The 13,165-nt window shown below is 39.8% G+C and carries 8 protein-coding genes; 5 read left to right on the plus strand and 3 right to left on the minus strand.

Annotation, left to right across the window (positions count from 1 at the left end):
- Positions 1 to 136 precede the first annotated feature (136 nt).
- From ACH11B_RS17405 to ACH11B_RS17415, 3 genes are all read left to right on the plus strand, one after another.
- Positions 137 to 1,324 (plus strand): ROK family protein, encoded by a 1,188-nt coding sequence (locus ACH11B_RS17405; protein ID WP_377609308.1) that lies wholly within the window; start codon positions 137 to 139, stop codon positions 1,322 to 1,324.
- Positions 1,325 to 1,427: 103 nt separating this feature from the next.
- Entirely contained in the window at positions 1,428 to 4,736 is a 3,309-nt protein-coding gene (locus ACH11B_RS17410) for a SusC/RagA family TonB-linked outer membrane protein (protein ID WP_130857417.1), read from the plus strand.
- An 11-nt stretch (positions 4,737 to 4,747) separates the two neighbouring features.
- Complete coding sequence (locus ACH11B_RS17415) at positions 4,748 to 6,322, plus strand: SusD/RagB family nutrient-binding outer membrane lipoprotein (protein WP_130857418.1); 1,575 nt, start codon at positions 4,748 to 4,750, stop codon at positions 6,320 to 6,322.
- An 89-nt stretch (positions 6,323 to 6,411) separates the two neighbouring features.
- Here ACH11B_RS17415 and ACH11B_RS17420 read toward each other — a convergent pair whose 3' ends face one another.
- The 3 genes from ACH11B_RS17420 to cmk form a co-directional block, all read right to left on the minus strand.
- Positions 6,412 to 8,799, minus strand: a complete 2,388-nt coding sequence (locus ACH11B_RS17420; protein WP_130857419.1) for a glycoside hydrolase family 3 N-terminal domain-containing protein — start codon at positions 8,797 to 8,799, stop codon at positions 6,412 to 6,414.
- A gap of 131 nt (positions 8,800 to 8,930) precedes the next feature.
- Positions 8,931 to 10,871 carry a 30S ribosomal protein S1 gene (rpsA, locus tag ACH11B_RS17425; protein ID WP_013666397.1) on the minus strand — a complete coding sequence of 647 codons (1,941 nt, stop codon included), beginning with the start codon at positions 10,869 to 10,871 and terminating at the stop codon, positions 8,931 to 8,933.
- A gap of 482 nt (positions 10,872 to 11,353) precedes the next feature.
- Positions 11,354 to 12,031: a (d)CMP kinase gene (gene cmk, locus ACH11B_RS17430; protein WP_013666398.1), complete on the minus strand. Its 678-nt coding sequence runs from the start codon at positions 12,029 to 12,031 to the stop codon at positions 11,354 to 11,356.
- 139 nt (positions 12,032 to 12,170) lie between these two features.
- On the opposite strand from cmk, the gene arfB reads away from it, so the two are divergent.
- Together arfB and ACH11B_RS17440 are read left to right on the plus strand one after the other, a co-directional pair.
- Entirely contained in the window at positions 12,171 to 12,575 is a 405-nt protein-coding gene (arfB, locus tag ACH11B_RS17435) for an alternative ribosome rescue aminoacyl-tRNA hydrolase ArfB (RefSeq protein ID WP_013666399.1), read from the plus strand.
- A gap of 178 nt (positions 12,576 to 12,753) precedes the next feature.
- Positions 12,754 to 13,158 (plus strand): cytochrome c maturation protein CcmE, encoded by a 405-nt coding sequence (locus ACH11B_RS17440; protein WP_013666400.1) that lies wholly within the window; start codon positions 12,754 to 12,756, stop codon positions 13,156 to 13,158.
- Positions 13,159 to 13,165: the final 7 nt, after the last annotated feature.

Raw genomic sequence — 13,165 nt, forward strand, 5'->3', positions numbered from 1 at the left:
CTTCGTTTTTGTTACAAAAAAAGCCATTTTTATTCTATTACCTATATAAGTATATTAAACTTTGATAAAAAAATTAATAAGTCTATTGCTTTTTGATATATACTTACTTATGTTTGCTACATCAATCTAAATTGTTGTGGAAGAAAAGCCTAAAAAGCAAAATGCATTAAAGCTAGATATTGTGCGGTATCTGTATTATCGGGGACCGATGGCTATCAATGAGCTCAGTAAGCTTGCGGGTAAAAGCTTACCTCTGATTACAAGCAATGTCAACCTCCTGAAGGAACAAGGATTGATAATAAATAGCCAATATGCACAGTCGACAGGTGGTAGGAGGGCTCATGAATATCAGCTTAATAGAGATTCAGGAAAATACATAATAGCGGTTTCTGTGGATCAGCTCATCACTAAAATAGCCGTATTCAACTTGCATAATGAAAAGATTAAAGAGCCTGACGAGAGGGTAATCAATCTTGAAAATGCCAGTGAATCGTTGAATGATCTCATCAATTTTATCAAAGAATATATAGAAGGACTTCCCTTATCTCTGGTTGATATCCTGGGGATTGGAATTGCAATGCCTGGTTTTGTAAACGCAGAGAGGGGAATTAATAATACGCACTTCGGTTTGGACGACAAGAGCTTAGCCGATTATATAGCAAGACGGATCGGTTGTGAAGTCTTTATTGACAATGATTCAAGCGCTATTGCACTGGCGGAATTAAATTTCGGCGTGGCCCGAGGAATGCAGGACGTGATGGTGGTAAACGTTGGCTGGGGGATTGGCTTGGGTATGATTGTGAATGGGAAGTTATTTAGAGGACATAGTGGCTTTGCCGGCGAATTTAGCCATATCCCTTTAGCAGATAGTAATAATCTTTGCGTATGCGGGAAAAGAGGCTGCTTAGAAGTTGATGCTTCGCTGTTAGTGCTGACCGGAAAAGCCCGAAAAGAAATACAAAATGGGTATGCATCGAAAATGGAAGGCATGTTTTCCGGTGATGGTGCTTCCGATGTGGATGTTATTTTAAATGCCGCTAACGCAGGGGATCAATTAGCCGTTAATTTACTTTCGAAAGCAGGATTTCTTATTGGAAAAGGGATCGCTACGTTGATACACATCATGAACCCCCAAGGCGTCGTGGTAAGTGGTAGAGGAGCCGTTGCATCCCGGATTCTGATGGCGCCGATACAGCAAGCAGTAAATGAGTTTAGCATACCCATGTTAGCAGAGCAATGTACGATTTTGTCTTCATCGCTAAATAAAGAAGCCGAGTTATTGGGAGCAGCCACCTTGGTAATGGAAAGAACCGATCGATTTTAAAAAGCTAAATAATTGCCTATGATATAAAGTCAAAACCAAATCTAAATTTAAAATTAATCAAGAATCAATCAACTAAGTCGAATTTTAACAAACCAATCAAATCATGAAAGAAATCTATTTAAGAGCACTAGCTGCAGTGTTATTTTGTATGATAACTATCAGCAGCTTTGCACAGAAAGCGGTCACAGGAACCGTTTCGGATGCTCAAGGCCCCTTGCCGGGGGTCACCGTACGTGTAAAAGGAACCAGTAAGGCAGCCTCTACAGACGCAAAAGGTAATTTTTCCATTCAGGCGACTTCAGGCGAAACATTAACCTTTTCGATGATCGGTTATATCACGCAAGAAATAGCGATTACCAATCAAAGTAGTTTAACCGTTTCCATGCAGAATGATGAAAATGCACTGGAAGAAGTGGTCGTAACATCACTCGGTATTAAAAAAGAAGCCAAATCACTGGGATATGCGACAAGTACTGTAGGTGCGCAGGAACTAACAAAGACAGGTTCTCCCAACTTTGCTGGCGCATTATACGGAAAAGCACCAGGCGTGCGAATTTCAGCGGCACCAGGTGGAGCGACTTCAGGTATTAATATTAATATTCGGGGTATTAATTCAATCACAAAAAGTTCACAGCCCTTAGTGATCATTAATGGTGTCCCAATGCGCCAAACAGCTTTTAACAACTCCGATTATTGGGGCGATCAGCGAGCGAGAGGTAACGGATTGGAAGATTTAAATCCAGAAGATATTGAATCGATCACCATCTTGAAAGGCGCTTCGGCTGCAGCGCTTTACGGTTCGGAGGCGATGAATGGTGTTGTGCTAGTTACGACCAAATCAGGAAAAGGAGCTGAAGGTTTCACTGTTGATTTCAATGCTACCTATACTGCGGATAGAATCGCCTATTTGCCTAGATTTCAGGATGTGCGCGGGCCAGGATATGATGTTTCCTACGCAGATATTGGACAAGCAGAGGATATGTTTTTTTATTATCCTGATGGTGTAAGAGGTGTCGCTAATACTAGTTTAAACTTTGGACCTAAATTTGATGGTCAGCCTATTCGTTCTTGGGATGGCGAGATTCGCCCCTATAATGCCCAAAATGCTTATAGTAAATTCTTTAATAATCCAAATAATACCATCTTCAACCTTGCTTTGGGACATACAGGAAAAAGCTCAAATACGCGTTTTTCCTTAACGCGCCAAGACAATCAGATGACATCTTTGGAATCCTATAATAAACGGAATATTGCCAGTCTTAATACATCCTTCAAACTTTGGGATAAATTAACCACCGACGTGGTAATCAACTATGTCAATCAACATACGCATAATCGGCCATTCTTGACAGATCGTTTAATTAACAATTTTACAGGAATGATTTCCACTTTCGATAATCCTGAGTGGTATATGAATAAGTACAGAACTAGTCAAGGTTATAAGTATGTGACAGGGACCAATCCAAGCCTGACACCAGAGGAAAACCTTACTTATAATGGTTATAAAACCGATGTATTGGATTATATGTGGAACACTTTGGCCAATCAGTCGGATGAGTATTCCAATAGGGTAATCGGATCGTTTACTAATACATGGCAAGTAACACCTGATTTATCTCTTAGAGCACGAATTTCAGCGGACATGACCTCTATGAAACGAGAAGATAAAAATCCGACAGAAAGGCCAATTTCAATAGATCCAAATACAGGTTCCTATTTCTTAGGAAACCAAAACGCCAATGTATACTATACCGATTTATTAGCGAGCTATAACAAGCAAATAACGAGTGACGTAAAATTAGGAGCTATGCTCGGCTATACCGCTTCTAAAACGGAGGATACCTATGTACAAAGGAGAACAGATGGCGGTTTAAGTGTAAGAGATTGGTTCGACTTGAACGCTTCGGTAAATCTAGCTAGATGGGATGATCGATATAACTATAGAAGAAATATGTTGAGAGATGCGTTATTTGGAACCTTAAATTTTAACTTAAAGGATTACTGGTTCGTGGAAGGAACATTACGCAGGGAACGCATTTCTACAATGCATCCGGATGATAATGTATTATATTATCCGTCAGTAAATTCGAGTCTAATTCTAAACGAGGCCTTTAAGTTGCCTGAGGTTTTTGACTATGCCAAATTAAGGGGATCATGGGGTATAGTAGGTAATTATCCTGACATCTATCAAAGTGCTCTTAGTTTAACGCAAACAAGTTTGGGCATTCAGGCAGAGGGGGGGCGACCTGTAACATATACTTTAGTGCCTACCTCAGCATTTGGTAATGAAGGAATAAAGCCAGAAACAAAATATGAATTTGAGTTTGGATTAGAAACTCGCTTACTAAGTAACCGATTAGGATTTGACATTACTTACTACAATGGTCAGGTTCGCGATCAAATCTTGAATTATACTTTACCTATAACTTCGGGGGCTTCTTCCATTTTAGCCAACGTAGGTACGTTGCGTAATTCAGGCTGGGAATTCGCAATCACAGGAGTTCCTGTGCAAACGGATAACTTCCGTTGGAATTCGGTATTGAATTTTTCGATGAATAAAAATAAGGTCGAGGCCCTGCCTGGGGGTGCTGATAGGTTAACGCTGAGAGACTATGACGGTGCCGCAGCTCAATTGGTAGCCAACGTAGGACAACCTATTGGCGATATTATGGTGCATCCTGTTGCAACGGATGCTAATGGGAATAAGATTGTTCAGGATAACGGTCTGTATCAATTAGACGCCGACACCTGGGTTAAAGCAGGGAACGCTATGCCAAAGGTCGTAGGAGGTTTAACCAATACGTTTACGTATAAAAACTTCACATTAGACGCCCTGATTGATTTTCGTTGGGGAGGGCATGTAATGCCAACAGGTATCAATTGGATGATCAGTCGTGGCTTATTGGAAGAAAGCTTAAATTATATGGATGCCGAACATGGAGGTCTTAGCTATTACATAGATGGTGAAAGAGGAGTTGCCTTCGAAGGGACTGTTGGTCCTAATGGTCAAAAGATATACCACGACGGAATGCTAATGGAAGGTGTACTGGCTGATGGTACACCTAATAGCAATGTGATTTCGCAAGTTACTTACTATGCAAATACGTACAACTGGGGCGGTCCACAATATTCGAATTCTCGCTATGAATTATATGTACAGAAAAACAATTATATCAAAATGCGAGAGCTATCGTTAGGTTATAGGCTACCAGCGTCTATTGCATCTAAATTGAAAGCAAAAAATCTCCAGCTTTCAGTATTCGGTAGAAATTTGTTTTTCATCTATAGATCTATTAAAGATCTGGACCCTGAACAAATGACTGGAGGATCCTTTTGGATGGATCAGGTAACCAATGCGGGAACAAGTCCAGCTACCAGAACTTATGGTTTAATGTTACGTGCAAGTTTTTAAACTAACAGAAAATGAAAAAATATTTTATCATAGGGCTATGTACAGCCACATTATCGATCTCTTCATGCAAAAAGTCATCTTTCGATGAATTTTACAGAGATCCTTCAAAAGTAACAGAAACAACGGTAGATAAACAATTTGCGGGCATGATATATGGTTACCGACAGCTTATAGTTCCGGATTACCGTAATTATTTTGTAACCATACTTCCTACTATAGCACGGTATATCCAAATAGATGGTTGGGCAAATGAGGCAAATCAATTAACACCTGGCGCGGCAGCTATTGACGACCGATGGTCAAGATACTATGAAGGTCTTGCACAATTTAGAGAACTGGAAACAACCTACAATAATTCAGATCCTTTAATACAGGGAGAAACACGAATTTTCTATTTAACAGCTAAGATCTTGTTCTATGATCAGACGCAACAAATTGTTGATTTGCATGGTGACATCCCATGGAGCCAAGCAGGTAAGCTAAGTTCAAACGGAGGTGATTATTCGATTTCTTATGCGCCATACGACACGGCGATAGACATCTACACTGCCATGTTGGATGATCTTGCGACCATTGAAGAAGAGTTGAATAGTCTCACAGTCCCGAGTACTTCAAACTTTTCTTCTCAAGATCTGGTCAATAATGGAGATGTAGAACTTTGGAAAAAATATTGTAATTCTTTACGTTTGAGAATGTTAACTAGAGTTTCGGCATCTTCGCAATTTAGCTCTAGAGCACAATCGGAAATCGCAGAAATTGCGAATGATCTTTCATCATTGATCTTAACCAATGCCGATAATGCACAGCTAGACGTCTTTGATGCGTCGACTGGAATTAATGCTACTGGTTTTCAAGATGCACTAGAAAGTTGGAATGGAAATATTGCTGGAAAAGTAATGATAGACCATATGCTGGCCAATCTTGATCCTCGACTTCCCTTTATTTTTGAACCTGGAGCTGAGGCTGATGGAAGATATATTGGATTGGATCAGTCATTGACTGGATCCGTTCAATCAAATTTGATTACTGGACCAGCTGCTAGCGGGGGTGGAACGATAGCCATCTATAACCGGTCAACATTTTCAAGAAACGATTATTTCCCTGGTATGCTGATTTCAGCTTCAGAAGTGAACTTTCTTTTGGCAGAATACTTCTTGAAAGCGGGCAATATGGCTTCCGCCAAGACCTTTTTTGAAAACGGTATTAAAGAGTCTATCGCGCTTTTTCAACAAATTAGGGCAGTAAGTAATGATATTCTTGTTCCTGCAGCGGCAGCTCCAACTGCGACACAAATTAATACATATATTAATAATGTTAATTGGGATGGCAATACAAATAAAATTGAGCTCATAGCCTATCAAAAATGGTTGCACTTCAATATGATGCAACCCGTTGAGAATTGGGCTGAAGTAAGACGCTTGGATTATCCAACGTTTTTATTTCGAGTGCAAAATTCGGATATTCAGAAAACTGTTCCTGTTAAATTTAATTTACCCTCATCAGAGCAAGTATATAATTCGACGAATTACCAAGCTGTTGCAGGACAAGACAATGTTAACACTAAACTGTTTTGGGACGTAAATTAATGCGAACCATTAGCAGAAAATATTAAAATTGGTCTATAAATGTTTGAGGGGTGGACACATCAGTCCACCCTCTCTTTTTATAGAAAGGACTACAAGTTATAATCCTTATTCAATTCAACATCCGTTGTCAATAGGATATTGTCCGAAGAAGAACCGATCATAATCTTAAATCTACCTTTTTCGGTAACCCATTTCATCTGCGCATTTAATAACTTTAAATCTTCCGCATGAAGAACAAATTCCATCTTTTTTTCTTCTCCTGCCTTCAGATGAATCCGTTGAAAGTTTTTCAGTTGTAAAATAGGCGTTACTACGCTTGAGATCTCATCGCGCACGTAAAGTTGAACCACTTCATCACCAGCGTATTTGCCTGTATTTTTTACTTTAAAGGATATGCTTAAATTAAAATCATCCGGTGTTTCTGTTAATTGATGTCTAATATCGGTGTAAGCAAAAGTGGTATAACTTAATCCGTAACCAAACGAATAAAGGGGCTTAGCGTCTACTTCTACATAATCGTGTTTTGTGGGGTTTTTATAATTGTAATAAACCGGTAGCTGACCAACAGATTTAGGAACAGAAACGGAGAGGCGGCCCGCAGGATTGTAATCGCCAAACAGCACATCTGCAATGGCGTTTCCACCTTCTTGTCCCGGATACCATGCATCTATAATGGCATCTACATGCTCTTGTGGCCAATTTAAATTTAGCGGACGTCCTTTAATGGTAACCAGCACCACCGGTTTGCCCGTCGCTTTAACTGCTTTTAGTAATTCTAATTGCTTTCCTAACAAATCTAGCGTCGCACGATCAAAACCTTCACCGCTTTCCATGTCACTTATTTTTCCTTGTGTGGCAGTTACCTGCGCCGCCCCTGTTTCCTGATAAGAAGTTTTAAAATCACGTGCACTGGAGCCCCCTAAGACAATAACGACTACTTCGGCAGCTTCGGCAGCTTGAACTGCTGTACTGATAGCTATTTCCGATGTATCTCGAATATCACAGCCTTTTACATAATCAATCCTGGTGCCGGCTCCTAATTTAGCTTGTAGGCCTTCTAATACCGTCACAATGTTTTCTTCCGCTTGCGGAGCCGTATAATCTCCTAGTTGATTATATATATTGTCGGCATTAGGACCGATAAGGGCCAATTTTTTTATAGACTTGCTCAGGGGTAAAAGATTTCCATTATTTTTTAATAGAATAATTGATTGTTGCGCCACTTTTCGCGCCAACTCAATATGGTTGGGAATTCGTACTGTTCTACTTACTTGTTTTATGTCTACGTAAGGGTTTTCAAAAAGACCTAAAGCGAATTTCTGATATAAAACCCTGCTCACAGCGGTGTCTAAGGTTGCCTCCGTAACTTTTCCTTCCTTAATTGCTGCCAAAAGGGCCCGGCCATAGCCGTAACCACTCAAATCAGCGTCGAGCCCGGCGTTGATAGCTTGGCTTGCAGCTTCTGCGGCATTGGCTGCTACATGATGACTGCCTACTAAACCGGAGATACTTCCGAGGTCGGATACGACAAAACCTTTGAAATTCCACTGATTTCTTAATAAATCTTTTAATAACCAGGGGTTGGCAGAACAAGGAATACCATCTATCGAGTTATAGGCGGTCATAACGGATAAAGCACCCGCTTTAACTGCTTCCCCGAAAGGAGGGAGGTAGCTTTGATAAAGTTCTCTTTGACCTACGGTAACACTACCGCCATTGTGGCCGCCTTCGGGTACTCCATAGGCAGTAAAATGTTTTAGCGTTGAGATTATATTTTTTCCACTGCTCAAATCGGTTCCTTGGAAACCGGTAACCATTGCCCTTCCCATTTTTGCATTCAAAACAGGATCTTCCCCGTAAGTTTCTTCCAGGCGTGACCAGCGTGGCTCTCGCGCCAAATCGAGGATAGGCCCATAACCCACATGTCCACCAACAGCGCGAGTTTCCGCCGCGATTGCCTGCGCCATCTCTTGTATTAGCGTCGGATTCCATGTGCTAGCTTGTCCGATAGCAGTTGGGAAAACAGTGGTTCCGATTGCCATATGACCATGAGGACATTCTTCGGATAGTAAAAGTGGTATTCCCAAACGTGTACTATCGACCATATATTTTTGCAAAGCATTGGTAGCCATCGCCGCTTCTTGAGGCGACAATCCTGTTTCTAATGTCTTTTTAGTCCATGGATCAGCACGTAGGGTAGCCCAAAGCATGCCGATGTGCTCTCTTTGCACGGCTTCTTTAAATTTAGTACTGACAGTAACGCCTTTACCGCTCTTTGTATACATTTCCCAACCTAATAAAGTAGCAAGTTGTCCTACTTTCTCTTCCACTGTCATTTTATTAAGCAAATCTTTGACGCGTTCGCTGATCGGCTTTCGAGGATCTTTATAGATGGGTTGCGGTTTAACATACTTAAAAGAGAGGAGTGGGCAAATAATAATGAGTATTAAAACTAAGTTGATCTGTCTTTTTATCATAAGGTATTGTGCTGATAATTTGATTCTAATTTACCAAAAGTACCAGAAAGTGTAGGTATGACCATTAAAGAATTTATAAAAAAAATGCCGCCCTTTTTATGGGGCGGCACATACTTTTATTGAAGGGAAGCTTATTTAGATTTCTTAGAACCTTCTTCGTCTTCCATTTGCTCTTTTAACTGAGCCAATACATCTAAATCACCTAAGGTAGATTTTTCAACAGAATCTTTTACCTTTTTAACGGCATTTGATGCAGCTTTCGCTTCTTTCTTACGATTATTGAATTCTTCAATACGGGCTTCTGCTCTTTCATCTTCCCAAATACGAGAATGTGAAATTACAATACGCTTCGCTTCTTTATTGAATTCGATAATTTTAAATTGAGCGGATTCTTCTGCTTTTAAAGCTTTACCATCTTCTTTGATGCTGTGCTTACTAGGGCAGAAGCCTTCAACTCCATAAGGAAGTGCTACGATGTCACCTTTATCAGTTACTTTTAATACGGTACCTTCGTGAATAGAATCAACCGTAAAGATCGTTTCAAAAGTATCCCAAGGATTTTCTTCTAATTGTTTGTGTCCTAAACTTAATTTACGATTTTCTTCATCAAGTTCCAATACAACTACATCTAGTTCTTCACCTACTTTTGTGAATTCATTTGGATGGTTGATTTTCTTAGACCATGATAAGTCAGAAATGTGAATTAAACCATCAACTCCCTCTTCAATTTCAACAAACACACCAAAATTAGTCATGTTTTTAACCACTGCTTTATGCTTGCTTCCGATAGGATAGCGTTCAGCAATGTTTTTCCAAGGGTCTGGAGTTAATTGTTTAATACCTAAGCTCATTTTACGCTCTTCGCGATCCAAGGTTAACACCTCTGCCTCGATTTCGTCACCTACTTTCAGGAATTCCTGCGGGCTGCGTAAATTTTGAGACCATGACATTTCAGATACGTGAATCAAGCCCTCAACACCGGGAGTGATTTCTAAGAATGCACCATAATCTGCAACAGTAACAATTTTACCCTTTACTTTAGAACCTACCGCTAATGCCGGATCTAAGGATTCCCAAGGATGAGGAGTCAATTGTTTTAAACCTAATGCAATACGTTTTTTCTCGTCATCAAAATCAAGAACAACCACGTTGATCTTTTCGTCTAATGACAATACTTCTTTTGGATGCTCGATACGGCCCCAAGAAATATCTGTGATGTGCAATAAACCATCAACACCACCAAGATCGATGAATACACCGAAATCTGTGATGTTTTTAACAGTACCTTCCAGTACTTGTCCTTTTTCAAGTTTTGCAACGATTTCTGATTTTTGGTTTTCTAAATCATCCTCGATCAGCACTTTGTGTGAAACCACCACGTTCTTGAACTCATGGTTAATTTTAACTACCTTGAATTCCATTGTCTTACCCACATAGATGTCATAATCACGAATGGGTTTGATGTCAATTTGAGAACCCGGTAAGAAAGCTTCAACACCTTTGATATCCACGATCAAACCACCTTTTGTACGGCTTTTTACGTAACCGTTGATGATGGTGTCGTTTTCTAAAGCTTCATTGATTGCTTCCCAAGATTTTTGTGTTTTAGCACGCTTGCGGGAAAGAACTAATTGTCCGTTCTCGTCTTCGCGTGATTCAACGAACACGTCTACCTTATCACCTACTTTCAGGTCAGGTAGATCGCGGAATTCAGAAAGAGATACCAAGCCATCTGATTTAAAACCGATGTTAAGTACCACGTCTTTGTTGTTAATGGAAACCACGGTTCCTTCAACAATTTCTCCTTTATTGACGGAGTTAAAAGTACCAGCGTATTGCTCTTCTAATTTAGCACGCTCGTCTGCGCTGTAATTTCCGAAACCTTTTTCGTCTTGATCCCAGTCGAAGTCGCCTTCAGGTGTGATCCAAGTATTGGATTTGATTTCGTCGATGAACGTCGAATCAGCTTCTGATTCAATGTTTTCTCTTTCCTTAACTGATTTTAAATCAGCATCTTGGATTTCAGCTTGTTTAGCTTTTAATTCTTTTTCTGCTTCTTGTTTTTTTGCCATTAATTATTTTGTCTCCTTTTCCTGAAATTCATCAGGACTGCAAAGGTGCAAAAATTATTTCTAAATAAAGCAAAAATTATGAGTTTTATTAGCAAAAAGTGGTGATTATCAGGTAACTTAACCAAGAGAGTTTGTCCATTATGCGTTGCAAAGGCGATTCATAAGAAAGTCTGTATTACTGCTCGGTGTTTTTAGGTTTTTCGTCTTAGCACTAATGGTGCTGCCACTGGTTAACCACTTAAGTGCTTCCCTGCGTAACGTCTCCGAAACGAGCAACCAACTCTGCTCTTTCTTCTAAACGTTATCGGGATTTTATCGGGGCGGTATCGTGGCCTGATCGGGAAATTGCCGATAAAAAGCCGATCAGGAGTAAGTAAAAAGCAAATAGAACGCAGCATTTAGTTAGAAGTTGATCAGGCTATCTTGCGTTCGCTAACGATCAGTAATTTAACTACCCACAACGCATAACGTTTAACTTATAACTAACTTTTCGCTTTCCCCACTTTATCTAGTACAAAGTCGAGCTGTTGTTCCTCAGTCATATCGGTATTATCTAAAATAATAGCATCTTCGGCTCGTACCAGCGGGCTTTCTTTTCGCGTAGTATCTTGATAATCACGATGGGCGATATTTTCGAAAACCTCTTCCAGTGTGATGTTTTCACCTTTGTTCTTTAGTTCCAAGTACCGGCGTTCAGCTCGTATTTTAGGGTCAGCGGTCATGAAAATTTTAACCTGCGCATGTGGAAAAACAGCAGTTCCTATATCTCGTCCGTCCATCACCACATTTTTTCGTGCACCCATTTTCTGCTGCTGTTTTACCATTGCCTGTCGGACCGATTTTATAGCGCTTACGGTACTCACATTTTCAGAAACAGGCATTTGTCTGATTTCGTCGGAGACGTCCTCCTCATTTAAAAGGACATGGGTTACCCCTTCTTCTTTATGAAAATCGATGTGGATGTGTTCAAGCGCATTTTGCACCTGCTCTTCATTAGTCACATCAATGTTGTTTCGCAAAAAGTATAAGGTTACAGCTCGGTACATGGCACCACTGTCTACATATACATAATGAAGTTTATTTGCTAAAGCCTTTGCGACCGTGCTTTTCCCGCAGGATGAATAACCATCAATCGCTATAATAATATTCTTCTTTGTCATGGGTGCACAAAACTAGAGAAAATGCTTGGTATTCACGAACAGTAATAAGTAGTTTAATGTCTGTTATTACTTAACTCTATGGTAGTAAAACCACTAGATTATTTATTACATGCTTATCTTTGTGGTTTAATGGGTAATTATGTACAGTATAGATGAATTAAGTCCTTATATTCAATATAAAACTTCAAGAAGCGGAGGAAGCGGTGGCCAGCATGTGAACAAGGTTTCTTCGAAGGTTGAGTTACAATTTGATTTCGAAGCTTGTAAATTATGGAATGAAGAAGAAAAAACGCACCTACGGCAAAAATTGAGTAATCGATTGTCATCCGAAGGTAAGTTGCAAATTATTAGCCAAAAGGATCGATCCCAATTTAAGAACAAAGCCTCAGCACAAGAAAAACTTTTGCATATACTCGCTGCTGCATCAAGTGTGCAAAAATTGCGGAAGCCTACTAAAAGAAGTAAAGCTTCGGTCGAGAAAAGGTTGGCTGATAAACGATATCGGGCACTGATAAAAATGAAAAGAAGCGGAAATGTAGATTAGAATGATTCTTAATAAAGCCTTGCCCTTGCTATGTTGCCTGTATGTATTTAGTATTTAGTATTTTTGCGCAAAATCTGTATCAGAAATCTGCACTGTTTTTAGTGCAAGGAGAAGTGGTATATCGGAATGATAAACCGGCAAAGACGCAAGAGACAACACTAAAAAACTGAAATATTACATGAAGAAGGGAGCTATTTTAGGTATTATAATTATTGCAGTAGCGATAGCGATGATCATTAGTATTTACACGGATTCCAGTACATATGCGACATTTACCGATGCGCAGAAGACAGAATCAGAAATACATGTGGTAGGAGAATTGAATAAAACAAAAGCCTTATACTACAACCCGACGGAGAATGCCAATTATTTCGCTTTTTATATGCTTGATAATAATGGTACGGAATGTAAAGTTGTTTTTAATGGATCCAAGCCGCAGGACTTCGAACGTTCGGAGCAAATTGTTTTGACAGGAAAAATGGTAGGAAAAGAGTTTCATGCATCCAAAATTTTGATGAAGTGTCCTTCCAAGTATAACAAAGATCAGGTAGAAGTTACGGAGTCTGCTTCTACTAATGTTTAAAATATTG

The organism is Olivibacter sp. EAT-5 (assembly GCF_044784325.1).
Taxonomy (GTDB): domain Bacteria; phylum Bacteroidota; class Bacteroidia; order Sphingobacteriales; family Sphingobacteriaceae; genus Olivibacter; species Olivibacter oleidegradans.

Coding starts and splice junctions, on each gene's coding strand:
- ACH11B_RS17410 (WP_130857417.1), top strand. CDS start 1,428: ATGAAAGAAATCTATTTAAGAGCACTAGCTGCAGTGTTATTTTGTATG.
- ACH11B_RS17415 (WP_130857418.1), top strand. CDS start 4,748: ATGAAAAAATATTTTATCATAGGGCTATGTACAGCCACATTATCGATC.
- ACH11B_RS17420 (WP_130857419.1), bottom strand. CDS start 8,799: ATGATAAAAAGACAGATCAACTTAGTTTTAATACTCATTATTATTTGC.
- rpsA (WP_013666397.1), bottom strand. CDS start 10,871: ATGGCAAAAAAACAAGAAGCAGAAAAAGAATTAAAAGCTAAACAAGCT.
- cmk (WP_013666398.1), bottom strand. CDS start 12,031: ATGACAAAGAAGAATATTATTATAGCGATTGATGGTTATTCATCCTGC.
- arfB (WP_013666399.1), top strand. CDS start 12,171: ATGTACAGTATAGATGAATTAAGTCCTTATATTCAATATAAAACTTCA.
- ACH11B_RS17440 (WP_013666400.1), top strand. CDS start 12,754: ATGAAGAAGGGAGCTATTTTAGGTATTATAATTATTGCAGTAGCGATA.